The sequence below is a fragment of the Bacillus sp. ISL-51 genome, assembly GCF_018613535.1.
Lineage (GTDB): Bacteria > Bacillota > Bacilli > Bacillales > Bacillaceae > Bacillus.
In genome coordinates, this window is the sequence record NZ_JAGGQB010000003.1 from 121459 (window position 1) to 143881 (window position 22423).

Sequence of the window (22423 nt, forward strand, 5' to 3'; positions counted from 1 at the left end):
ATTTTCATTATTGACTTCATAAATATCTAATAGAATGCGATCCGGCATTCTGACGAATGATCTGTGCATCAGCGCCGCCCGTAAGAACACGTCCTTTTATAGCACCGCTCACGGTTCCGTCCCGAATCGGAAACAGCTGCCTCTTCCCCCATTCAGTCTGCCCAGCAACAATCTTCATCCACTTCGATTTGCACAGACAGCGCTTTTTCCAAAGAAGATTCATTCAAGCCGTATCACTTCCATTGGTATTATGTCTATATATACATGTAACTATTTACATAATTAATTGTAACTCCGTTATCATAAGCTGTCAAATGTTCCGCCCGCTTTCTTTGAAAAACAAATAACAAAAAAAGACAGGGGATCTCCTTGCCTTTTTACGCCCTTATCGTTTTATACATTTAAATACTGAGCCTGCGCTGGAGATTCAATGTCACTAAATAAAAAGAGTGATGAACGTAGATCCGCTCACCACTCCCTTTATTCTTCCTACATATCCTTCCTTCTGAAAGGCCACCAGTTCCCTTCTCTAAACGTTACGATAATTGCCGGAATCAGCAGAGGAATGATGATGATTCCATAAAGCAGCAGGCCAATAATGACAACAGTTGCCACTTCCATCAGCGTAGTGACTCCTGAGGGCATCATGGCTGCAAATGTACCCGCCAAAATGATAGCAGCCGTCATGATAACGGATCCCATTTTGCTCATTGATTTTATGATGCCTTGCTTGATGCCGAGATGGACTTCTTCTTTAAAGCGATCAAGCAGGAAGATTGAATAATCTATTCCTAATGCAATTAAGATGACAAAACTAAAGAATGGAACAGCCCAGCTCACTCCATCATTGCCAAGGATATTTACATAAATTAATTTCGTGATAGAGATCGACGTGTAATACGTGATTAACAATGATGCCATCATATAGAGCGGCATGATCATCGAACGGAACAGAATGGTTAATACGATAAACAAACTAACAAGCATAATCACCATTGTTCGTGATAAATCTGTTGTTGAGACATCTTGTAAGTCTGCATTCTGGCTGGTCACTCCGCCGTAAACAATAGCGGAACCTTCCAGAGGCGTATTGATCACTTCATCAGCTGCGGCTTTTTTTATTTGATTGACTGTGGTAATGGCTTGTTCCGAGTAAGGATTGATGTCCAATACTACACTTAATTGAACGCCCTTGCCATCCGCAAATCTGTAATTGTCTATGGATTTCTTAAAATTTTTGTTTTTCATGACGCGATCTGGAATGAAAATCCCGGTGTCCTGAACGGTTGAGCTTTTACTCATTTTCTTCAGCATATCACTTGATGCCGATATTCCGTCAGAAATTTTTGTCAGGCCGTCTTTTGCGCTCTGTACGCCGCCCGCAAGCTGACCGAGACTATTCTTTAAGGTGCCGGCTTGCTTCTCTTGTTCTGCAAGCTGCTGATTTGCCTGCTCAAGCCCGCTCTGAATTTGCCCCAGCTGTCCGCTGATGGCTGTCAGCTGAGATTCCGTTTGATTGGCATTACCCGTTTGAGCGGTCTGCTTTGCAACGAGCTGCAGCTGCCCGTTTACTTTTCCTAACGCATTCGCTGCATCTGTCAGTGAGCCTCCAGATTCTCCATTTTCAGCTGAACCAGCGGTTTGTCCGGCTATTTGTCTTAAACCGCCTTCTATATTGGATAAACCGTTTTGAACATCGCCAATTCCTTTCGTTGTTTTATCCAGCCCGTCTGACACTGCTCCCAGCTGATGATGAACCGTTATATCCGTTATTTCCTTTCCGGTTGGCTGGGTTATTGTCATCACGGATTCAACATGATCCACTTTTTCGATAGCTTTACTCACGTTTCCGAGATAAGGAATGATGCCGGCTGTTGTCAGCTTTTTATCTCCCTTGATCACGACATTCACTGGGAAAGCTTTTCCTTCGCTGAAGCCTTTCTTTATGGCCTCAAGTCCTTTTATTGATTGATAATCACTGCTTATTTCTGCTGTAGAATCGAAGGAAATTTGTTTATCATATGTCAAAATAAAAGGCACGGTAATGATCGCTGTGATGATGAGAAATAGAAATGGGCGGGCAACAGAATGCTTGCCGAGAAAGGCCCACAGCTTATTATCACGATGAGATAAAGCTTTCTTAGACGGCCAAAATATTTTCTCCCCCATCATCATCATAAAGATTGGCAGCAAGGTATAAAGAATAATCAATAATACCGCAACTCCGACTGCCACTCCCACGGCAGATTGAAAGATCGCAAATTTCGCAAAGCCTAAGGAAGAGAACCCGATCAGTACAGCAAAACCGCTGATAAGGATCGTTTTCCCCGCTGTTTGGTATGCTGTAAAGGTTGATTCAATCTTGTCATGTCCATTTGCTAATTCTTCACGGAAACGATTGAGAAGAAGTATACAATAATCCGTCCCGATTCCAAACAGGATGGCCACTAAAAACGATTGGGTGAACGAAGAAATAGGAAAATCAGCATATTTAACTAAAATCGCCAATAAGGATTGGCTGATTAAATAGGAAAACCCAACAGCAATAATCGGTATAAAAGGAGTGACGATTGATCTGAAAACAAGCAGCAGCAGCCCAAGAATCAAAAACACCGTTATGAATTCCGTTTTCTTTAAGCCGGCCTCTGAACTGTGCGCAAAGTCTTGATTGATAAGAGATGCTCCTGTAATGTACGCCTTCATGCGGTCAGGCATGATCCGATAAATGTGATCCGCGATGTTTTCCGCCTGTTTATCCGCTCCCGTTACATTAACAGGAATAAGCACCGTCTTTTGATCCTTAGATATAAGCTGATCGCGGATGTCCTTGTCACTTGAAAGCGGAGATGTGACACCTTCGACCCCATTGATTTTTTTTATGTTATCTGCTAATTCGCGTATCTTCTTTTGATCGTCTTTTTGTAAAGCATGGTCAAGTGTAATGACAACACTTATCGAACGATCATTTTCCCCGCCCTGTTTTAAAAGCGTGCTTGCTTTTTGTGATACAGCATCAGCCGGAAGCTGAAATTGGCCTTCTTGACTAGCCAGCTTCGTTAAATTAGGAGAAAATATACTCAATATCACGGTGAATACTAAAATAGCTGCCGCAATGATCCATTTGAATTTGGCAACAAACCTCATTCTCCAGGCCCTCCTTTGAATTTGTCTTTTAGCATAGTGAATATTTCAATAAAGGAATCCAAATGTTCTTCATCTGTATCATCCATTACTTTTTTTACAGCATTATAAATAGCCTTATCTAAATTCTCTTTTGTTGCTTTGCCTTTCTCTGTAACTTCAATAAGCTTAGATCGTTTATCGCTATTATTTGGTGAGTCAGTCCATTCAACTAACCCTTTTTCTATCAGCTTCTTCACCCTGTTTGAAATCGCGCTCTTATGTACATTTTGTATAAGAGCCAAACTGCTCGGAGAAGAAGGGCCTTTAATTGTTAAAATCGTTAACAAATCAAGCTGTTCCCTTGAAATATGTTTCATTACATCTTGATTAATTTCACGATGCACAAACTCCGATCCTTCAAAAAGGACTTCACAAAACAGAGCGATTGCTTGAGATAGCTTTTGTTCCAATGCCTTTCACTCCTTATTTAGTTGATACCTCTAAACCTTCCGCGAAAATAAGTTTATCCCTATAAACTATGTATTGTCAACAATATAATTACCGGAAAACCGAATGTTTATATGAAGGTGTACGCAAAAGAGCTAAAACGCTGATTTTTTTTATTAAACTAACGATGCAGGATATTCTAATAAAGCTGTTGTATAGTTTATAGTACTGTTATCACATGACAAATCATGATTTCTTTCATGCGATAAAAAAACGTTAAAAGAGGTGTTTTTCAATGGTTATAGGGATTTATCCTTATTTAGTAATGAACGGGAATGGGCAAGAAGCTGTTACATTTTATGAGAATGCATTGGATGCAAAAGTTGTCAGGGTACAAACTTTCGGAGAAATGCCTGAAAATCCGGAATTCCCTACTCCCGCTGAAGCAAAAGACCGTGTATTGAATGCACATTTAAAAGTGGGTCATACGGACCTTATGATTTCTGATACATTCCCGGGCCAGCCGTATCAAATTGGATCACAAGTGACCGTCGCCGTCACGATAGACAATGCAGAAAAATCGATAGAAGTGTTCGAAAAACTAAAAGAAGGCGGGAAGGTAGAAATGCCGCTTCAAGAAACGTTTTGGAGTCCATCATATGGACAAGTAACAGACCAATTCGGTATCACCTGGCAAATTTCGACACAAGCTGCTGATAATAAGTAATGAATGAAAACAAAAAAAGACAAGGGCGGCAATTTGCCAAAACCCTTGTCTTTCCTGACTTTATAAGACGCGCTCGGAGGGATTCGAACCCCCGGCAGACGTGGTACCGGAAACCACCGCTCTATCCAACTGAGCTACGAGCGCACGTTTTTTCAATCAGATACCTTTATATTATAATAAAGAAACGTACAGAAAGCAACTCTTTTTCAGTGAATACGTGTTCTTTACAGCCATAATAAAGAATGGCTGTGTTGAAGTATGCATAGTGGCAGGATTATGCAGCGCCTAAAAGCAGCATCATCCTGCATCACTAAGAAAAAGGCGTCGGTTCAGCGGCTAATGGGTTTCACAAGGAATTCACGGGCTGGCACTCTATGAAACGATTTATATTTCAAGTTGTTTAATCAATTTAGCTGGATTACCCCCAACTACAGCATTATCTGGTACATTTTTAGTAACTACAGCACCTGCACCAATAACAACATTGTTACCTATCGTTACTCCTGGATTTATTACCGAACTTCCTCCAATCCATACATTATTTCCGAAAGTAATGGGCTTTCCATATTCTAATCCCGTATTGCGGTCAGTCGGAAGAAGCGGGTGTGCAGCTGTATAGATTTGCACACCCGGCCCAAGCATACAATTATCTCCGAACCGCACTTCACATATATCTAATATGGTACAATCAAAATTCGCGAAAAAGTTTTCGCCTACAAAAGTGTTATATCCATAATCAAACCTGATATTTGGTTCCATATATACGTTTTCTCCTGTTGAACCAAGTAACTCCCGCAATAAATTAGTCCGTTTAACTGCTTCGGTTTCTAAAGTCTGATTATACATTCTAACCAGCCGTCTTGCGTTTTCTCTGTCTTTTGCTAATTCGGAGTCAGCCGGGTTATATAATTCCCCGGCTAACATCTTCTCTTTTTCTTTTATCATTACTATTTTCTCCTCTTATGTGTTGTTACAGACAGTTATGCAGGGGTGTCACCCGTTTATCAAAGACTTTATTTTTCATTGATTCCCCGCCTGGACGAAATAAAGTTCAGCACATGCTGTTTCCCCGGTGCCGCGTGAATCGCTCCTTTTACAGAAGCGGTGAGGGCTCCGCTTGCATTTGCAAACGTCAGCAAGCGGCGGTGATGTTCACTTATCTGTTCGCACAGCGTCTCCTTTGATATGCCGATCGACATCAATTCAGATAAAAAACCGCCGATAAAGGCATCGCCCGCACCGGTTGTGTCGGAAACAGCGACTTTAAAGCCTCTATCTTCATATGACTCGCCATTTTTTAAATAAACCGCCGCACCTTCGCCTCCTTTTGTCAGGACAACGGCGTTGACACGGCCGGTAAAAAGCGAAGCAACGGCTTCTTGCTCGTCATCGATGCCGGTGATAAACCGCAGCTCCTCATCAGAGACTTTCACGATATCCGCAAGAGGCAAAAACGTTAGAATCGTCTCTCGGCAGCTTGCTTCATCAGGCCATAAAGGGAGCCTGATATTGGGGTCAAAACTGATCATCCCGCCGATTTTTTGAAAGTCTTCGATCACTTTGATATGCGCTTGCTTCATCGGACTTTCAACCAAGTCTATCGAACAAAAGTGAAGCAGATCTCCTTGATGAAACCATTCCTGCTTTACCTCTTCCGGTGAAAGCAGCAAATCAGCGGCATTCTTCCGGTAAAAATGAAAACTTCTTTCCCCGGACTTATCTACGGAGACAAAAGCCAATCCGGTTTCGCCTTCATCGCTTCGAATGATATAAGAAACATCTACGCCATTTTCCTCAAGGACGCCAACGATATAATCCCCGAAATGATCATTGGCGATTTTCGTCAGCATGACGGCATTCGCGCCGTATTTTGCAGCAGCGATCGCCGCGTTCATCGGCGCGCCGCCGGCAACCCGCTCAAAACCTGTGACCTCTTGTAAAGCCTTTTCTTTTTGGACGGGAATAAAATCAATCAGTGTTTCACCGATGCAAAATATTTTTTTCAAGCGATTCATCTTCCTTCCCAAATGTCTTTTAGCGTCCAATGGGTGAATTCTTCAACCCTTACAGAGCCTTTCTCAGAAAACAGCTCAATCCCCAATCTGCCTTCTTTCGGATAGATACGGCTTGTCATCGTTGTTTCCCCATGGTTGGCGAATACTTCAATCGAGGATCTGTCAATAAATATACGCAGTGTCAGTCTTCCATTTGCTTCCGCCCGCGCCTTTCTCACACCATCCTGCGCTTTACCCATCTTGGTGCAATCGAGTGTCAGCTTTTTATCCGTTAAGCCGTACTTGATAACTGTTTCTTCTTCTTCAAGGCCGCGAATCTTAAAACCTACTGTTTCGGCACTGCAATCGTTTAAATCATACACGACTTGAACTTCAAGAAGCTCTTCGGCTGTTTTTGCCAAGTAACTCCCTGAGATCGACTGATTGGCACATTCCCGGTGTTCCAATTTCCGCAATAACTTGGTTTCTTCCACAGGATTCATCAAAATTTTATGATCATCACGCAATGTCAGTTCTCGCGGCAAAGTCAATGCACCGCACCACCCGTCTGCTTTTGTCGGCATCTCAGATTCCCACATTTCCATCCAGCCGATGGCAATTCTGCGTCCTTTATCATCTAATAATGTTTGCACGGCGTAAAAGTCATGGCCGTGATCCAGTTCTGTAAAAGCGCCGTGCGCAAAGTCGTTCGTTTCGTCATCAAAATCGCCGATCAAATAGCCGGTTTGAAACAGGTTTTTATATAAATCACCGTCCGCCTCTATGCCTTGCGGAGAGATCAGCAAGACATGTCTGCCGCCTAATTCAAAGAAATCGGGACATTCCCACATATAGCCGAGGTGTCCGTCACTTTGGGCGAGAACGCCTGCGTATTCCCAATCCCGCAAATTAGGTGAGCGGTATAAAATGACCCGTCCGACGTTTTCTTTTGAGGAATTTCCGACCACCATATACCAGCAGCCACGATGCTTCCATACTTTCGGATCGCGGAAATGGCGGGCGCTGTCTTCCGGCGGTTCCGCAATAACAGGGTTTTCTTGAAGCTTTTCAAACACGGCCCCATCTTGGCTGACAGCGATATTTTGAGTTTGATAGAAAAGGTCTTTCTCTTGATCTATCATATTATGCCCTGTATAGATTAATGCAAGTCTGCCATCATCATCGACCGCACTTCCCGAAAAACAGCCGCTTTCATCGAATTCGTCGCCCGGAGCTAAAGCGATCGGCAGGTGCTCCCAATGAATGAGATCTTTGCTTTTCACATGCCCCCAATGCATCGGCCCCCAATTCTCATCATAAGGATGATGCTGATAAAAGACATGGTATTCTCCTTTATACTGGATCAGACCGTTCGGATCATTCATCCAGTTGGCCCGCGGCATGATGTGATACCCTAGCCGATATCGTTTATTCAATCTTTCCTCCGCTTTCTTCAGTGCTTTTTCCGCCTGCTGAATTCTTTCCATTTGTGACATCCTCTCTATCCGATTTTTTGTAAACGTTGCACACGTCCGCTGTTTTTTTTCGAGTCTGCTAAAGTAAAAATGGAGATCATAGTAAAACAAAAGACCAAGATTCCCATGATGAGATAGGTTTGACGGAACCCTACGCTGTCATATAATCCTCCCGCAAGCGGCGATAGAATTGACGCGCCTGCTTGGGATGCAAATTGAAAGCCGACGAGATAAAGGACGGACGAAAGACGCGTATCGAAATTGGCCGCCAAATATTTAAAAATCGCGATCAGCATAATCGGCAATTCCAGTGCGTGGATGAGTTTCATTGATGAAATCCCGAAAGGCCCGGCTGCAATTCCGGATCCGACGATGCGGAAAGCCATTAAAAACCCCGCTATAATCAAGCTGTTTTTCGCCCCAAATTTATTGACGATAAAAGGCGCAAGAAACATCATGCCAGCCTCTAAAAATACCTGGAATGAATTCAGATAGCCAAATACTTGGTTGCCCATCGACGCCGCAGGAAATAAAGAAGCATAGTAGATCGGGAACTGCTGATCATAGACGCTGTAAACGCAAGTCACCCCGATAATGTACATCATAAAAAACCAGAAATCTTTTAATAAAAAGAGCTGACCCACATCTTTTAACCGGACCGAATCCGCTCTGTTCCTCTCATAGTCGGTCATTTCGATTTTCACAGACATGATAATGGCCATTAATATAACCGCTGAAACAGATGCAACCCAGAAGTTGATATTCGGGTTGATATTGAAAAGCTGCCCTGCAAAAAATGCAGCTGCCGCCCAGCCCAGCGAGCCCCACATTCTTGATTTTCCATACTCGAATTTATATTTCCGGCTGACCTTTTCAACGTAGGTTTCAATCGCACCTATCCCCGCCAGAAAAGCGGCTCCTAAATAGAAACCTCCGACAACGGCGCCAAGGAAGACATTGTATTGCAGGAGCGGCCCATAGATGAAGATATAAAACGGACCTGTAAATATGAGAAGAAAGCTGATCATAAACAATATCTTTTTCTTCAGCCCCAATTTATCAGAGATAAAACCGTAAAGAGGCTGCATGCACAAGGCAAATACGGCGTTTACAGAAAAGATAATGCCTGTCGCCGATCCGTTTAAATTGATTTCTTGCCCTAACCAAATCGCAAATAAAGAATAGCTGGAAGACCAAGTGAAAAAGAAAAAGAAAAAATAAGCACTCAGTTTCCAATACAGACTTTTTGAGCTTTTCATTTTTACCGCTCCTTTAATCGGACATGGATATTTATTTAATCCCCGTTCCCGAGCCGCCAAGCCCCTCCAAAATATAGCGCTGAGCCACAATGTAGATCAGAATCAGCGGAATGGTGGAAATCGTCAATACAGCCATTACCTGATTCGTATAAACCGGCTCTGTGCTGTTGATGGCAGTAATCGCCACTTGGATCGGGAATTTCGACTTATCCGTCAACACCATCAGCGGCCAAATATAATCATTCCAGCTGCCGATAAAGGCTAATGTTCCGACGGTTGCGACAGCCGGTTTAGACATCGGTATCATAATCCGCCAGAAAATCTGCCATGTATTCGCCCCGTCAAGCTTTGCTGATTCAATCATCTCTCCCGGAATTGCCATGAAAAAATTCCGGAACAAATAAATATTGAAAGCTCCGGCTAACGCCGGCAAAATAACGGCGAGGCGTGTGTCGAGCAGACCGATCTTATGAATGATCGTAAACTGTGAGATTAATATCGTTTCAAACGGCACGATTAAAAGCGCCAGCAATATGCCAAAGAGCACCTTTTTCCCCGTGAACGGCAGCTTAGCGAAGGCGAAGCCCGCCATTCCGTTGATTACGACGGAACCGGCTGCCACGCACAACCCGTAAAACAGACTGTTGCCGATATACATAAGCAAATCAAAGCGTGACAGCACTTCTCTATAGGAAGAAAACCATTCCTCCGGATGAAGAGACGGCAGAAACGCTTTAATGCTGCTCAGGTTGTTGTAAATTTCCGCTTCGGGTTTCATCGAGGATGCGACCATCCAAATCAGCGGAAACATAAACAGAATGGCCAGCAAAACGAGGCACAAATATTCCAGAATCGTCAAAGGCCCGAATTTCCGTCTCATTCGGACTCATCCCCTTTCACCAGCTTGCGCTGTGCAAGCGTCACTAATCCAATAATCGTTCCAAACAAGAGCGCGATCGAGCTTGCATAGCCGACCATCCGATCGGTAAACCCAGTTTGATAAATATAATAGACAACCGTCATCGTTGAATTGACCGGCCCGCCTTGGGTCATCACCATCGGCTGAACGAGGAGCTTAAACGCGCTGATCAGCGTCGTGATAAAGATAAAAACCGACGTCGGTTTTAACAAAGGCAAGGTAATGTAAATAAAACGCTGCCATTTATTCATGCCATCCAATTGCGCCGCCTCGTACACATCCGCGGGAATGTTTTGCAAGCCCGCTAAAAAAATCAGCATCTGAAAGCCTGCTCCCTGCCAAGCGGAAACGGCAACAATCGTAAAGATCGCCTGATCAGGGCTTGTCAAAAACGGCTGCGGCGATAAGCCGAGGTGCGTGAGTACATTATTCATCATCCCTTCATTCGGATTCAGCAAGTACAGCCACAAAACAGAGATGACAACAAGCGACATAACGACGGGACTAAAGTATGCGACTTTGAAAAACGTGTTGGCCTTGCGCTTTTTATTCAGCAGGAGGGCAAGCCCGAGAGCTGTCCCGACCTGTAACGGAATCAAAAAGACGACAAATTTAAGAGTGTTGCCCAAACTTTTCAAGAAAATAGGGTCGTTGAAAAGTTTGATAAAGTTATCTAAACCGGTAAACTTGCGCAGATCAGGCGTCAGCAAATAATAATCTGTAAACGCGTAGTACACAGCCATGATTGCAGGAATCACGAGAAACACTGACAAAATCAGCAGCGCCGGCCCTAAAAACATATATGCAGCCGCATTCTCCCGCCAGCGTACATTATTCGCACCTCTCCTTACATGAAAGGCAGGCCCGGTTTCTTTCAACGGAATTTTATTCATGGCTCCACCCTCTAGTCCGCCTTATCGACGGCTGCTTGTATTTCTTTCGCATGCGTATCCAGCACTTTTTGAATGTCCTGATTTTGGTCATAGAAGCTGATGTCATCGACCGCTTGCTGAAATGCCCGGGTCACCTGCGGATATGCCGGTGTCACCGGCCGTGCACGCCCTGTTTCTTTCAGTTGCTGCATGAAGACATTCATTTCATCCGGGAATTCTTTTGCCAGCACTTTCTCTGATGAATAGCGCACGGGCAGCGCGGCGATCGAACGGCTCAATTCAAGGTTGGAATCCTTATTTGTCATCCAGCCGACCAATTTTGCCGCCCATTCTTTGTTTTCGGACGTCTGTGTCATGGCGAACTGCCAGCTTCCCGAAGGAGAAACAAGCTTTTTGGTTTTTGACGCCACAGGATACGGCATCACCCCGTAATCAACGTTTGAAAAGTTTGTTTTCAAGTCGGTTACCGTCCACACACCGCTCATTTTCATCGGATATTTTTCAGTTTCAAACGCTTGTTTCACAGGGGTTCGCGTCGTATAGCCCTCTTTCAGCATCGTTTGAATAAATGTCATCGCTTCAACGGTTGGTTTGCCGTTAAAAACACCATCCGCTTTCTTGCCGTCTTTTGAAAGAATATCGCCGTCAGCAGACCAAACAAACGGTAAGAGCGCGTATGTCAGCATTTCGTCTTTTGACTGTAATTGCATATCGATGGCTGGTTTGCCGTATTTATTTTTCAGCTTTTTGCAAAGCTCAAGAAATTCATCCCATGTCCAAGGATTACCAACCGTTGGCAGCGCTTTCAAATCAATACCGGCACTTTTGAGCATTTTTTTGTTATAGTAAATTCCTGCCGACGATTCGCTGATACCGATCGCATACAGTTTACCTTGGTAGGTCCCCTGCTGCTTAATACTCGGCAATAAATCATCCTGGTCATTGATATACTCATCTAATGGCGCAATAACGCCCGATTTCGCATAAGCCGCCGTATTTGGTCCGTCCAGAGTGATGACATCCGGCAGCGTATTCGTGGTCAGCGCCGCATTTACTTTGTCCTCATAACCGCCTCCGTTCCCGCTTCTGGGAATGAATTCAATTTTGGCTTCGACATTATCTGAAGCGTACTTTTTATTAAAAGCATCCACCCGCTTCTGATACACCTTTCCTTCTTCGTTATCATCAGATACATGCGCCCATATCGTAAGCGCTTTTTTACCGCCGCTATTCGCACTTTCGCTTTTGCTGCATCCCCACATCGCAAGCATCAGCAGCAACAATAAACTTCCCGCCAGCCATCTCTTCATATTCGTCACTTCCCCTCATTTTCCGTATAAAATGTAAAGCGCTTTCAAAAAGAATTGTATGTCAACCGGTTCCATATGTCAATCGGTTGACATGAATTTTTCTGATTATTCAAATTAACCAAAACACACCTCGAAATGTGAAAACAGAAACATGGAATTTCCTTGCACATGTCAGCCCTATTCTCTAAAATAAGTGCGTGACGAGAATTGTAAGCCATTTCAGTAAAGCAGGAGGGCAAGGGAATGAAGCCTAACATTCACGATGTTGCAAAAATAGCGGGAGTTTCATCTACAACCGTTTCGCGGGTATTAAATAACCGCGGCTATATCAGCGAAAAAACAAAAGAAAAAGTTTACAAGGCGATGGAAGAAATCAATTACTTTCCAAACGATTTGGCCCGCTCTTTATTTCGAAAACGAACCAATTTAATAGGGCTTATCATCCCAAACTCCAGCAACCCGTTTTTCGGCGAACTCGCCTTTCATATTGAAAGCATCTGTACGTCCATGGGCTACAAACTGCTGCTTTGCAATAGTTTAAATCGAAAAGACAAAGAAGAAAAATATTTGGAAATGCTGATAAGAAACCAAGTGGACGGCGTCATCGCCGTGACTTACAACCGGGGAATCCTCAATTACCACCAGCAAAATCTGCCGATTGTCGCGATTGACCATTACTTATCGGACACGATTCCCGTCGTCGGCTCAGACAACTATGACGGCGGAAAAAAGGCGGCAGAACTGCTGATCGAAAAGGGGTGCCGGCACATCGTCCACATCAACGGCCCGATTGAACTCAAAACACCGGCAAACCTCAGAAGAAAAGCATACGAAGATATCATGCATGAACACGAACGGCAGCCCATTACATACGAAGTGCCCTTTTATCAAAATTACCAGGACATTATTTCAAAGCTATTCGATGAACAGCCTGAAGCCGACGGAATTTTTGCCAGCGATGATATCATGGCAGCAGCAGTGATTACTGAGGCCAAAAAACGGGGAAAAGACATCCCGGATCAATTAAAAGTGATCGGTTATGACGGCACTGAAACCGTTCAATCGCTCCTGCCGGAATTGACAACCATCCAGCAGCCGATCGAGTTAATTTCCAAAACAGCCATCGAGATCTTAGCAAAAGAAATTGAAGGCGAATTTGATGATTTTCCGCTGGAAACGTATTTGCCAGTACAGCTTATGGAAGGCCGGACAACTTAATATGGCAGGATGGCCGTTCTTAGACAGTTCGACCGTACGGTGCCGGTGTGCCTGCGGTCTATTTCGATTTCTACGGCCATATAATTACTTTCTAAAAGCTCCAGCAATAAAGACCGGCTATTCCTCATATTCATCGCTATACAGACTCATCAAGTCAGGATGCAGCTCGGCAGTCCAAATGATCACTGACCATTTACGAAACACCTTGTAACATCGTTTTTCTTTTACTGTTTGAACTTTTTATTTTCTGGGAAAAATGGTGTTAGAAGAAAAGGTTGGCATTTTACTCAGCGTTTTGTTTGACCTTTATTGACCAAAAATGTATCATGTAACTACATACTTACCTAAAAGGTGAAGGAGGAGCATTATGAATTTAATACCTACAGTCATTGAACAAACGAACCGCGGGGAAAGAGCCTATGACATTTATTCCCGTCTTTTGAAGGACCGTATTATTATGCTTGGATCTGCGATTGATGACAACGTTGCGAACTCCATCGTGTCACAGCTTTTATTCCTTGAAGCGGAAGACCCTGAAAAAGATATTTCAATTTACATCAACAGCCCGGGCGGATCAATCACTGCCGGTATGGCGATCTACGATACAATGCAGTTCATCAAACCGAAAGTGTCAACGATCTGCATCGGAATGGCCGCATCAATGGGAGCATTCTTACTCGCCGCCGGTGAAAAAGGGAAACGGTACGCGCTTCCTAACAGTGAAGTCATGATTCACCAGCCGCTTGGCGGAGCGCAAGGGCAGGCGACTGAAATCGAAATCGCGGCAAAACGCATTCTCTCGCTTCGCGATAAATTAAACAAAGTGCTTGCAGAACGCACAGGCCAGCCGCTTGAAGTCATTGAGCGCGATACAGACCGCGACAACTTCAAATCAGCTGATGAAGCCTTAGAATACGGCTTAATCGATAAAGTGCTGACACGCAATACGGAAGATCAGAAGTAATACACTGCCTGCAAGAGAAATAATCTCTTGCAGGTTTTTTTATTCTAAAGAGATTTCCCCATCATTTCCCGGCATCCCATTGCATCGGTGTTCTTGCAGATCCAGTCCTTTTTTCGCAGCGGCTTTTAAAAAATCCTCCTCTGACATCGCCTTGTTTTTGATCACCAAGTCCCGATATGCACTTTTTATTTCGAGATCATCATACATCTCTAACGGAAAATCGCTGTTGACCATGCCGATTTCTTCTCCTTGATAAATAAACGGCGTTCCCTTCATACCGCAAAGAACTGTTGCAAATGCCTTGGCACACTGTTTTCGTAAATTACGATCATTGCCCCAGCGGAAAATCACCCTTGGCTGATCATGATTTTCAAAATACAGACTGTTCCAGCCGACATTCATTAGAGCGGTCTGCCAGCGGGTCAGCGTCTTTTTTAAAGCAATTGGATCAAACGGCTTAAGCTGCCATTTCCCATTAGGCGAACGCTGGTCTGTATCAATATCCATACGTTCAAAGGTAAAGATCATATTCAGCTCTCGCCTGCCCGCATCCCTATACTTTTTTGCCTCTTCAATGTCTGAGCCGTTTGCTTCTCCAACCGTCATTTTAGAAACATTCGCTTTTTTCGCCATATCTGACAATGTTGCCATTTTTCATCCCCGCCTCACCAGTGAATATTTAAATTATTAACAAGTCTGTTTTTGGGATTTGATAACAAATTCATTATATTATGTAATCCAGGAGAAAGAATAATAAAGGAGATTTCCTTTAGGAAACATCATGCCGCTGAAAACTGCTTAATCTGCAAGAATTCAAACATATAAATCATTTCTGTCAGATGCGCTGTCATCAAATGCGAAGATTTATCGACACGCAAAAAGCCATCCCTTACGGATGGCTTTTTTGATTAGATTTCTGTCCACTTCTTTTCTAAAATCGGGTATGAATAGTTCTCCATCTGTTCAATCAGTTCATCCGGCCGGGATGAGCTGTGAATCAGCTTCAAATGCGAATCATTCGAAAAACCTTCTTGAATACTGTATTTAACCATTTTCATCATCGGCTCGAAATATCCGTTGACATTGTAAAGGCCGATCGGCTTTTGATGGATACCGATCTGCGCCCAGCACAGCACTTCAAACAGCTCTTCATATGTGCCAAATCCGCCCGGCATGGCGATATAGCCGTCCGCCAGCTCACTCATTTTCGCCTTTCGTTCATGCATGCTGCTCACTTCAATCAGCTCTGTCAGATTTTGATGAACAATTTCACCGCTGAACAGTCCGCTCGGCATCACGCCGACCGCTTTTCCGCCGCCAGCCATCAGCGCATCAGCGACGGCTCCCATCAGGCCGACCCGTGAGCCTCCGTAAACGAGGCCGATGCCCTGCTCCGCCATATAAGCGCCAAGTTCTGTCGCTTTCCGTTTGTACTCTTCATTTCCCCCCGGGTTTGATCCCGCAAATACACAAATCGTTTTCATCTTGTCATCTCCGCATCTATATATGTACATAAAGAAAGTGAAATACACTATATATTGTCCCATCTCCATGTGATAATATCAATAGGAATCATACAGAGATAAGGAGTGTTTCACATGCAGACGGCTGAAGCTGAAAAATGGATGAAAGATTTTTATGAAAAGAGAGGTTGGACGGAGTATGGACCGTTCATACGGATCGGCTTTTTAATGGAGGAGGCAGGCGAACTCGCGCGGGCTGTCAGAGCGTATGAAATCGGGCGGGACCGGCCGGATGAAAAAAACGCCACACAGGCTGAGCGCAAGCAGGAGCTGATCGAAGAGATGGGAGATGTCATCGGAAATCTGGCCATTCTCGCTGACATATACGGCGTAACATTAGAGGATGCGATGAAGGCCCATCAGCAAAAATTGATCAAGCGGTTTGAAAACGAATAAAAAAAACGGCTTGTCCTTGAAAAATGATGGACAAGCCGTACCGTTTAACCCGTTATTTCGTCCTGATGTTCAAAGAAATGCTGCTTTCCGATTTTATGAAACAGCCCTGTCTTTCGGATCAATTCCCGCGGCTGGGATTGAAGCCCGACGATCATCAATCTGCCGTTATGGCGCTTGATCCGGTTCATAACGTTCCCCAGCACTGCTTCCGCGGAGGTATCCATGTAATGCACATTATTCATGAGAAGAATCAGCGTCTTCGGCTTTTCCTGAAGCCGTTCTAATAACGACGTTTCCAATGAATCAATCGAACCGAAAAACAGCGGACCTTCGATCGAATACGTGCTGACAGACGAATCGTTTTTGACTGCAGCTTGCGGAGCTTTGATGCTTGTCGTTTCACTCATTTTTCTGATGAAGAAAACAAAAGCGAGCACGAGTCCGGCAGAGACGCCGATGATTAAATCAAAGACCACCGTCAGTAAAAAGGTCACCGCCAATACGAATGAATCCGTGTTTTTCAGCCGCATCATATTGGCGACTTCCTTCCGCTCACTCATATTCCACGCCACAACCATTAAGACCGGCGCCATACTTGCCAGCGGCACGTGAACGGCAAACGGAGCGAAGACTAGCAGGACGAGGAGGACGACCACCCCATGCACAATACCGGAAATCGGAGAAACAGCGCCGTTTTTAATATTTGTTGCGGTCCGCGCAATCGCTCCCGTTGCCGGTATGCCGCCAAACAGCGGCGCGGCCATGTTGGCAATGCCCTGCCCGACCAGCTCTTTATTGCTGTCATGCCTTGACCCCTTCATATTATCTGCGACCATTGCTGATAATATCGATTCAAGACCGCCGAGAAGCGCAATGATCAGAGCGGACGGAAACATCATGATCATGTTATCAATCGAGAAATCAGGAAGCCGGAAAGCCGGCAGATGGCGCGGAATTTCCCCGTAAGCCGAACCGATCGTCGCCATTTTATCAGGGAAAAACACGACGGCCGCTAATGTTGAAACCAGCAGCGCCACTAGCGCTCCGGGAATTTTCGGCATCAGCTTGGCTGATAACAGTAAAATAGCCAAGGCGATTCCCGCGATTAAAATGCTGTACAAATTTAAGGTGCCGATCTTCTTGCCGATTTCCGCAATATTAAGCACAAAGCTTTCATGCTTTTTGACATCGCGCAAGCCGAGAAAATGAGTGATTTGTTCCGAAAAAATCAGCACGGCGATACCTGCAGTAAATCCGACAATCACCGGCTTCGGCACAAATTTCATAATCTTCCCGAGCTTAAAAACGCCGAACAGCACAAGCATCACGCCGGCCATAAAACCGGCGACAAGCAAATTATCAAAACCATACTGCATCACGATGGCAAATAAAATAGGAACAAACGCCCCCGTGGGTCCTCCGATCTGATATTTAGATCCGCCGAACATTGAAATGAGGATGCCCGCCACAATCACGGTATAGAGCCCATATTCCGGTCCCACCCCGGAGGCGATGGCAAAGGCCATTCCAAGCGGTATCGCTACAATCCCTACGACAGTACCTGCAATAACGTCTTTCTGAAATTTCTGCAAATTATAACCCTGATACCTGCCTGAGAATTGCATGGTCAGCTGCATCCTCCTTTGACTTTTTCATAACCGTCCGCGACAACCTCTAACGTTCCCGTCCCCGGATCGATCACCAATCCGTGTACCGGAACCTCATCCGGCAAGAGCGGGTGATGCTTGACCATGTTCACACTGTAGGCCACGCTTTCTTCGACGCTGTGAAAACCGGTCAGCCACGCTTCTAAATCGACTCCTGCATGATGTAAAAGGCTGAGGCATTTTTCCTCCACGCCGCGCTCTTTCGCTTTATCCAAAATAGAAGCCGCATTTAATCCCGACATTCCGCACTCGCGGTGCCCTACGATGCAGACTTCCTCAGCTTGCAGTTCATAAATGGCAACCAAAATACTGCGCATGACACTTCCAAATGGGTGAGAAACAATGGCTCCTGCGTTTTTTATGATTTTGGCATCGCCATTTCTGAGTCCCATTGCCTGCGGCAGAAGCTCCGTCAGCCTTGTGTCCATACAGGATACGATGACAAGCTTTTTTTTCGGGAATTTTGTCGTTTGGTAAGGCTCATACTTCCTCTCTTGGACAAACTGCTGATTGTGCTCCAAAATGCTTGATAAAGAAACCATTTTCTATTCATCTCCCATCCAATTATATTGCAAGCCTTCTTACCCAGCTTACAGTAAGGAATTATAGCACAGAACAAGGCGGCGAAAAGGCTTTCAAAAAAAGACACGATAAATTGACTGTAAATTCAGATTATGTTTATTTATATCTTTCAAAAATAATAAAATTTATATTTACACCATCCTATAAAGCTCTGAAAAACAGCGGAAAAACTCAACTTCAAGGAGGAAATATAGGTGAATCTTGATATTGAATGGAGAAAAAAAGCATTTAAACATCTTTCTCGAACATTTTAAGTTCAAAAGAACCAGAAATTCATTAAAACCGCAAGAACATTTCTCACTTTCCAGCATGTCCTATATAATAAAATAGATAAAGACAAAGGAGGAGAAGCCGTTGAAACCATATGTATTCATCGCAAAACCGATACCGCCCGAAGTCGAACAAATGATAGGCGAACATTGCCGCTATGATATTTGGAAAGAGGATACCATTACAAAAGAAGAGCTGTACGAAAAAATGAAGGATGCTGAAGGCCTGCTGACATCCGGGACAGCCATTGACAGTGATTTATTGGATCACGCGCCGAATCTCAAGGTCGTCAGCAATAATTCAGTCGGTTATGACAACTTTGATACAGAAGAAATGAAGAAAAGGGGTGTCGTCGGCACGCACACTCCGTACACCCTTGATGATACTGTTGCTGATTTGGCTTTTTCGTTAATTCTTTCATCCGCCAGACGGGTTGCCGAATTAGACCGCTTCGTCCGCGCCGGCAAATGGGGCACCGTTGAAGAAGAATCTCTTTTCGGAATGGATGTTCACCATCAGACACTAGGCATTATCGGTATGGGCAGGATTGGCGAACAGGCTGCGAAACGCGCGAAATTCGGCTTCGATATGGACGTGCTGTACTATAACCGCCACAGAAAACAAGAAGCTGAACAGCAGCTCGGCGTTACATATGCGGACTTAGATACGCTGCTTAAAACGTCAGATTTTGTGCTGCTGATTACGCCGCTTACTGACGAAACCTATCATATGATGGGAGAACGGGAATTTAAACTGATGAAGGATACGGCATTTTTCGTCAATATTTCCCGGGGAAAGACGGTCGATGAAAAAGCGCTCATCCGCGCTTTGCAAGAAGGCTGGATAAAAGGAGCCGGTTTAGATGTATTCGAAGAAGAACCGACAGCTGAAGACAATCCGCTTTTACAGCTTGATAACGTCACATTGCTTCCGCATATCGGCTCAGCAACGGCTAAAATCCGTCTTAATATGTTCAAGCAAGCCGCGCAAAACATGATTGATGCCGTATACGGAAGAACACCGAAAAACCTGACAAAGGAATTTCAATAAAACTCCAGCCCCGGTTGCCTAAGCCGGGGCCTATTTCCTAACTAGCCGAAAAGGACTATTTTCAAATTGCGCCTATTCCTTTCTTCTATTGCTGATACAATAAAAAGGAATTAGCTTCATATTTTTTAAAAACGGGAGGGATTACATTGAAAAAACGATTATCGTGGATTTCCGTTTGTTTGCTTCTGCTTTTCTCTGCGGCGGGTATGCTGTTCTCAACGGCTGCCAAGACGGAAACATCTGCCCACACGGCACACACGCAAGCTCAAACGCAGGTTATTAACACCTTTGACGGAGTGGCAGATTATCTTCAGACCTATCACAAGCTTCCTGATAATTACATTACGAAGGCAGAAGCCCAGGCCCTCGGTTGGGTGGCATCGAAAGGCAATTTGGCAGATGTCGCCCCGGGGAAAAGCATCGGCGGAGATATATTTACAAACAGGGAAGGCAAGCTCCCGGCCAAAAGCGGACGAACATGGCGTGAAGCAGACATTAACTATACATCAGGCTTCAGAAATTCAGACCGGATTCTTTACTCAAGCGACTGGCTGATTTACAAAACAACGGACCATTATCAGACCTTTACAAGAATCAGATAACGAAAAAAAAACGGCTTCCCCGAGGGAAACCGTTTTTTATGAATGACAAAAGAATTCATCAAGCTTTCGCTCAAAGTCATGAGGCGTAATTTCTTCTTTGCCCGTTTCGCCTTTTTTGCAGACCGTAAAATGACGGTCAGACAAAACCAAGTGCCCCTCCGGCGTCCGCTTAGAAGCGAGCGGGCTTTTGTTGAACGGGGATTGGTCATGCTCACAGATAATATGTTTCATGGCCCCCAGATCCTCTTCACCGATTTCTTCAAGAGAAAATGCGTAACCGGTCTGCCAGCCGAATTTCAGCACCAGTTAATTCTCGAAAACCTGGAATGGGAATATAATAATCCATAGCTGAAAAAGAAGGAGATTTATTTCTGATTGCTTGTTGAATCTTTTTACCTGCAATTTGATTAAGTTCTTCCTCTGCATAATTTTTATCAGCGATCTTTTTTCTAATTCACTTGCTTAGCATATTGAAGTCCGTATTTTTAATTTTTTGAATCATACTCTTTTTCACAGATTAACTCCCCCAAAAATGCATTAAAATGTATCATATAAATAGAGTGTATCAACAATTATTTTCATTAAAGAGATTTTTTGATATCGTTGTAGTAAATCTGCGAAGAGAGTGATTAATTTGAAAAAAATATTAATAATACTCTCTATTCTTTGTATTATTTCTGCTTGTGAAAAAAACTACACAGGTACATACACTGAATTGGGAGATACATTAACTGAAAGCAATAAAAAGTGCTTTAAAGAAAACCAAATTCCTTATAAGATTGACAACGGTAAAGTATACATACCTGAGGATGCTTTTGATATAGCTATTAAAACTTGTTCTTGATAGGCGTACATAATAGATGTATTTAATGAAAAAGCTGTTTCTTTGAAAACTATATTGAGGCTGTAAAAGTTCACTTCCTTATTTAGTTAACTAAACAAAAAGCTTGCAGAGATGCTGCAAGCTTTACACTTTACAAAAAATGAGAATTAAATTTCTTTTCAAACTCTGAACGGTCAATGCTGCTTTTTTGCAATGTACCGTTGTTTCTTTGAATCGTAAAATGACGGTCAGACAAAACCAAGTGCCCCTCCGGCGTCCGCTTAGAAGCGAGCGGGCTTTTGTTGAACGGGGATTGGTCATGCTCACAGATAATCTGTTTCATGGCCCCCAGATCGTCTTCACCGATTTCTTCAAGAGAAAATGCGTAACCGGTCTGCCAGCCGTCTCCTTTGTTGATTTCAAGCAGATGTGTTCCGAATTCCGTTTGTTCTTTTCTCACACGAAACGCCCCGGCGGCAGATACCGTCTCGGCGCCGGACAGCGGAACGGGCTGCATGGCGAGATTAAGGCCAAAGCCTGTATCGGCGATGAATTGATCCCCTCCGGCAGAAAGCAAGACAGCCGCATGCGTGTCGGGCAGCGCCCAGCCGTTATTCCAGACCGTCCCGCGAATCAATTTGACGTCAAATCCGGCTTCTTTCAGGATGAAATAAAGCAAGCCGTTCAGGTCATAACACAAGCCGCCATAAGGCTCCTTGACCATATGCCGCCAAAGCCCTTCTTTCGTGACGTCATACTCTTTTCCTTTTAAAACTGAGCGATTTTCAAATGGAAACCGGTATGCAAGCGCCTCTAAAAAATCGGGAAGGTCGTCAAAATCAAGTGATTCCTTTTCCCAGCCTATCGTTTGAAAACAGTCTTTCAGGAACTCATTCATAGTCCCGGCCCCCTTACAAAGCGCTTACACTTCTTCCTGAACGTAAGCCGTCAGCTTTTCAAGCGCTTCCTCTTCATCTTCGCCGTCTGCGATCAAGGTGACTTCCGCCCCCGTGCTGACCGCCAGGCTCATTAATCCCATAATGCTTTTGGCATTAACTTTCTTTCCGTTCTTCTCAAGAAACACATCTGAGGCATAACGATTTGCTTCTTGTACAAATAATGCAGCGGGACGCGCCTGCAATCCCGTCTTTAATCGCACTTCCACTTTCTCTTGAACCATA

At 44.2% G+C, this 22423-nt stretch carries 23 protein-coding genes, 1 tRNA gene and 1 pseudogene; 7 read left to right on the top strand and 18 right to left on the bottom strand.

What is annotated here, in order from left to right; translation table 11 throughout:
- Positions 1-16 precede the first annotated feature (16 nt).
- From J7E26_RS02220 to J7E26_RS02230, 3 genes are all read right to left on the bottom strand, one after another.
- Positions 17-223, bottom strand: coding sequence for a DUF3237 family protein (locus J7E26_RS02220; RefSeq protein ID WP_214985113.1), 207 nt, complete (start codon positions 221-223; stop codon positions 17-19).
- Positions 224-489: 266 nt separating this feature from the next.
- Complete coding sequence (locus J7E26_RS02225) at positions 490-3144, bottom strand: MMPL family transporter (RefSeq protein WP_214802737.1); 2655 nt, start codon at positions 3142-3144, stop codon at positions 490-492.
- On the bottom strand, positions 3141-3593 hold the full coding sequence (locus tag J7E26_RS02230; protein ID WP_214985116.1) for a MarR family winged helix-turn-helix transcriptional regulator: 453 nt from the start codon (positions 3591-3593) through the stop codon (positions 3141-3143). The genes J7E26_RS02225 and J7E26_RS02230 overlap by 4 nt, the downstream gene beginning before the upstream one ends.
- 272 nt (positions 3594-3865) lie before the next feature.
- Between J7E26_RS02230 and J7E26_RS02235 the strand changes: the two genes are divergently transcribed.
- Positions 3866-4297, top strand: a complete 432-nt coding sequence (locus tag J7E26_RS02235) for a VOC family protein (protein WP_214802734.1) — start codon at positions 3866-3868, stop codon at positions 4295-4297.
- Positions 4298-4365: 68 nt separating this feature from the next.
- On the opposite strand, the gene J7E26_RS02240 is transcribed toward J7E26_RS02235, so the two are convergent.
- The 8 genes from J7E26_RS02240 to J7E26_RS02275 all read right to left on the bottom strand — a co-directional run bounded on the left by J7E26_RS02240 (position 4366) and on the right by J7E26_RS02275 (position 12147).
- Positions 4366-4441 (bottom strand) — tRNA-Arg (locus J7E26_RS02240).
- Positions 4442-4681: 240 nt separating this feature from the next.
- Positions 4682-5242 carry a sugar O-acetyltransferase gene (locus J7E26_RS02245; protein WP_214802731.1) on the bottom strand — a complete coding sequence of 187 codons (561 nt, stop codon included), beginning with the start codon at positions 5240-5242 and terminating at the stop codon, positions 4682-4684.
- Between the two features lie 68 nt (positions 5243-5310).
- On the bottom strand, positions 5311-6303 hold the full coding sequence (locus J7E26_RS02250; RefSeq protein WP_214802728.1) for a carbohydrate kinase family protein: 993 nt from the start codon (positions 6301-6303) through the stop codon (positions 5311-5313).
- A gap of 5 nt (positions 6304-6308) precedes the next feature.
- Complete coding sequence (locus J7E26_RS02255; RefSeq protein ID WP_214802725.1) at positions 6309-7778, bottom strand: glycoside hydrolase family 32 protein; 1470 nt, start codon at positions 7776-7778, stop codon at positions 6309-6311.
- Between the two features lie 14 nt (positions 7779-7792).
- Positions 7793-9025, bottom strand: coding sequence for an MFS transporter (locus J7E26_RS02260; RefSeq protein WP_214802724.1), 1233 nt, complete (start codon positions 9023-9025; stop codon positions 7793-7795).
- 31 nt (positions 9026-9056) lie between these two features.
- Positions 9057-9905, bottom strand: coding sequence for a carbohydrate ABC transporter permease (locus J7E26_RS02265; protein WP_214802721.1), 849 nt, complete (start codon positions 9903-9905; stop codon positions 9057-9059).
- Positions 9902-10837 carry a carbohydrate ABC transporter permease gene (locus J7E26_RS02270; protein ID WP_214802718.1) on the bottom strand — a complete coding sequence of 312 codons (936 nt, stop codon included), beginning with the start codon at positions 10835-10837 and terminating at the stop codon, positions 9902-9904. Before J7E26_RS02270 ends, J7E26_RS02265 begins: the two co-directional genes overlap by 4 nt.
- Positions 10838-10848: 11 nt before the next feature.
- Positions 10849-12147 (bottom strand): ABC transporter substrate-binding protein, encoded by a 1299-nt coding sequence (locus tag J7E26_RS02275; RefSeq protein ID WP_214802716.1) that lies wholly within the window; start codon positions 12145-12147, stop codon positions 10849-10851.
- Between the two features lie 243 nt (positions 12148-12390).
- Between J7E26_RS02275 and J7E26_RS02280 the strand changes: the two genes are divergently transcribed.
- Positions 12391-13365 carry a LacI family DNA-binding transcriptional regulator gene (locus J7E26_RS02280; RefSeq protein WP_214802714.1) on the top strand — a complete coding sequence of 325 codons (975 nt, stop codon included), beginning with the start codon at positions 12391-12393 and terminating at the stop codon, positions 13363-13365.
- Positions 13366-13732: 367 nt separating this feature from the next.
- Complete coding sequence (clpP, locus tag J7E26_RS02285; RefSeq protein WP_214802712.1) at positions 13733-14329, top strand: ATP-dependent Clp endopeptidase proteolytic subunit ClpP; 597 nt, start codon at positions 13733-13735, stop codon at positions 14327-14329.
- A gap of 64 nt (positions 14330-14393) precedes the next feature.
- Here the strand turns inward: clpP and J7E26_RS02290 are convergent.
- Together J7E26_RS02290 and J7E26_RS02295 are read right to left on the bottom strand one after the other, a co-directional pair.
- Positions 14394-14935: pseudogene (locus J7E26_RS02290) on the bottom strand (alpha-amylase family glycosyl hydrolase); the annotation flags it as partial.
- Between the two features lie 302 nt (positions 14936-15237).
- On the bottom strand, positions 15238-15813 hold the full coding sequence (locus J7E26_RS02295; protein ID WP_214802709.1) for an LOG family protein: 576 nt from the start codon (positions 15811-15813) through the stop codon (positions 15238-15240).
- Positions 15814-15927: 114 nt separating this feature from the next.
- Here J7E26_RS02295 and J7E26_RS02300 point away from each other — a divergent pair, with 114 nt between their 5' ends.
- Positions 15928-16248 (top strand): MazG nucleotide pyrophosphohydrolase domain-containing protein, encoded by a 321-nt coding sequence (locus tag J7E26_RS02300; RefSeq protein WP_214802706.1) that lies wholly within the window; start codon positions 15928-15930, stop codon positions 16246-16248.
- A 44-nt stretch (positions 16249-16292) separates the two neighbouring features.
- On the opposite strand, the gene J7E26_RS02305 is transcribed toward J7E26_RS02300, so the two are convergent.
- Complete coding sequence (locus J7E26_RS02305; protein WP_214803091.1) at positions 16293-17873, bottom strand: SulP family inorganic anion transporter; 1581 nt, start codon at positions 17871-17873, stop codon at positions 16293-16295.
- Positions 17874-17875: 2 nt separating this feature from the next.
- Positions 17876-18457, bottom strand: coding sequence for a beta-class carbonic anhydrase (locus tag J7E26_RS02310; protein ID WP_214802703.1), 582 nt, complete (start codon positions 18455-18457; stop codon positions 17876-17878).
- A 394-nt stretch (positions 18458-18851) separates the two neighbouring features.
- Between J7E26_RS02310 and J7E26_RS02315 the strand changes: the two genes are divergently transcribed.
- Together J7E26_RS02315 and J7E26_RS02320 are read left to right on the top strand one after the other, a co-directional pair.
- A complete protein-coding gene (locus tag J7E26_RS02315; RefSeq protein WP_214802700.1) occupies positions 18852-19817 on the top strand; it encodes a 2-hydroxyacid dehydrogenase in 966 nt (321 codons plus the stop codon).
- A gap of 206 nt (positions 19818-20023) precedes the next feature.
- Positions 20024-20419 carry a ribonuclease gene (locus J7E26_RS02320; protein WP_396019847.1) on the top strand — a complete coding sequence of 132 codons (396 nt, stop codon included), beginning with the start codon at positions 20024-20026 and terminating at the stop codon, positions 20417-20419.
- A 36-nt stretch (positions 20420-20455) separates the two neighbouring features.
- Here the strand turns inward: J7E26_RS02320 and J7E26_RS02325 are convergent, their stop codons facing one another.
- Positions 20456-20722 (bottom strand): arylamine N-acetyltransferase, encoded by a 267-nt coding sequence (locus tag J7E26_RS02325; RefSeq protein WP_214985123.1) that lies wholly within the window; start codon positions 20720-20722, stop codon positions 20456-20458.
- 331 nt (positions 20723-21053) lie between these two features.
- Here J7E26_RS02325 and J7E26_RS02330 point away from each other — a divergent pair, with 331 nt between their 5' ends.
- Positions 21054-21263, top strand: a complete 210-nt coding sequence (locus J7E26_RS02330; RefSeq protein ID WP_214802694.1) for a hypothetical protein — start codon at positions 21054-21056, stop codon at positions 21261-21263.
- 130 nt (positions 21264-21393) lie between these two features.
- On the opposite strand, the gene J7E26_RS02335 is transcribed toward J7E26_RS02330, so the two are convergent.
- Entirely contained in the window at positions 21394-22140 is a 747-nt protein-coding gene (locus J7E26_RS02335) for an arylamine N-acetyltransferase family protein (protein WP_214802691.1), read from the bottom strand.
- A gap of 24 nt (positions 22141-22164) precedes the next feature.
- A complete protein-coding gene (locus J7E26_RS02340) occupies positions 22165-22422 on the bottom strand; it encodes an HPr family phosphocarrier protein (protein WP_214802687.1) in 258 nt (85 codons plus the stop codon).
- Position 22423 lies beyond the last annotated feature (1 nt).

Coding starts and splice junctions, on each gene's coding strand:
- J7E26_RS02220 (WP_214985113.1), bottom strand. CDS start 223: ATGAATCTTCTTTGGAAAAAGCGCTGTCTGTGCAAATCGAAGTGGATG.
- J7E26_RS02225 (WP_214802737.1), bottom strand. CDS start 3,144: ATGAGGTTTGTTGCCAAATTCAAATGGATCATTGCGGCAGCTATTTTA.
- J7E26_RS02235 (WP_214802734.1), top strand. CDS start 3,866: ATGGTTATAGGGATTTATCCTTATTTAGTAATGAACGGGAATGGGCAA.
- J7E26_RS02245 (WP_214802731.1), bottom strand. CDS start 5,242: ATGATAAAAGAAAAAGAGAAGATGTTAGCCGGGGAATTATATAACCCG.
- J7E26_RS02255 (WP_214802725.1), bottom strand. CDS start 7,778: ATGGAAAGAATTCAGCAGGCGGAAAAAGCACTGAAGAAAGCGGAGGAA.
- J7E26_RS02260 (WP_214802724.1), bottom strand. CDS start 9,025: ATGAAAAGCTCAAAAAGTCTGTATTGGAAACTGAGTGCTTATTTTTTC.
- J7E26_RS02265 (WP_214802721.1), bottom strand. CDS start 9,905: ATGAGACGGAAATTCGGGCCTTTGACGATTCTGGAATATTTGTGCCTC.
- J7E26_RS02270 (WP_214802718.1), bottom strand. CDS start 10,837: ATGAATAAAATTCCGTTGAAAGAAACCGGGCCTGCCTTTCATGTAAGG.
- J7E26_RS02275 (WP_214802716.1), bottom strand. CDS start 12,147: ATGAAGAGATGGCTGGCGGGAAGTTTATTGTTGCTGCTGATGCTTGCG.
- J7E26_RS02280 (WP_214802714.1), top strand. CDS start 12,391: ATGAAGCCTAACATTCACGATGTTGCAAAAATAGCGGGAGTTTCATCT.
- clpP (WP_214802712.1), top strand. CDS start 13,733: ATGAATTTAATACCTACAGTCATTGAACAAACGAACCGCGGGGAAAGA.
- J7E26_RS02295 (WP_214802709.1), bottom strand. CDS start 15,813: ATGAAAACGATTTGTGTATTTGCGGGATCAAACCCGGGGGGAAATGAA.
- J7E26_RS02300 (WP_214802706.1), top strand. CDS start 15,928: ATGCAGACGGCTGAAGCTGAAAAATGGATGAAAGATTTTTATGAAAAG.
- J7E26_RS02305 (WP_214803091.1), bottom strand. CDS start 17,873: ATGCAATTCTCAGGCAGGTATCAGGGTTATAATTTGCAGAAATTTCAG.
- J7E26_RS02310 (WP_214802703.1), bottom strand. CDS start 18,457: ATGGTTTCTTTATCAAGCATTTTGGAGCACAATCAGCAGTTTGTCCAA.
- J7E26_RS02320 (WP_396019847.1), top strand. CDS start 20,024: ATGCTGTTCTCAACGGCTGCCAAGACGGAAACATCTGCCCACACGGCA.
- J7E26_RS02335 (WP_214802691.1), bottom strand. CDS start 22,140: ATGAATGAGTTCCTGAAAGACTGTTTTCAAACGATAGGCTGGGAAAAG.
- J7E26_RS02340 (WP_214802687.1), bottom strand. CDS start 22,422: ATGGTTCAAGAGAAAGTGGAAGTGCGATTAAAGACGGGATTGCAGGCG.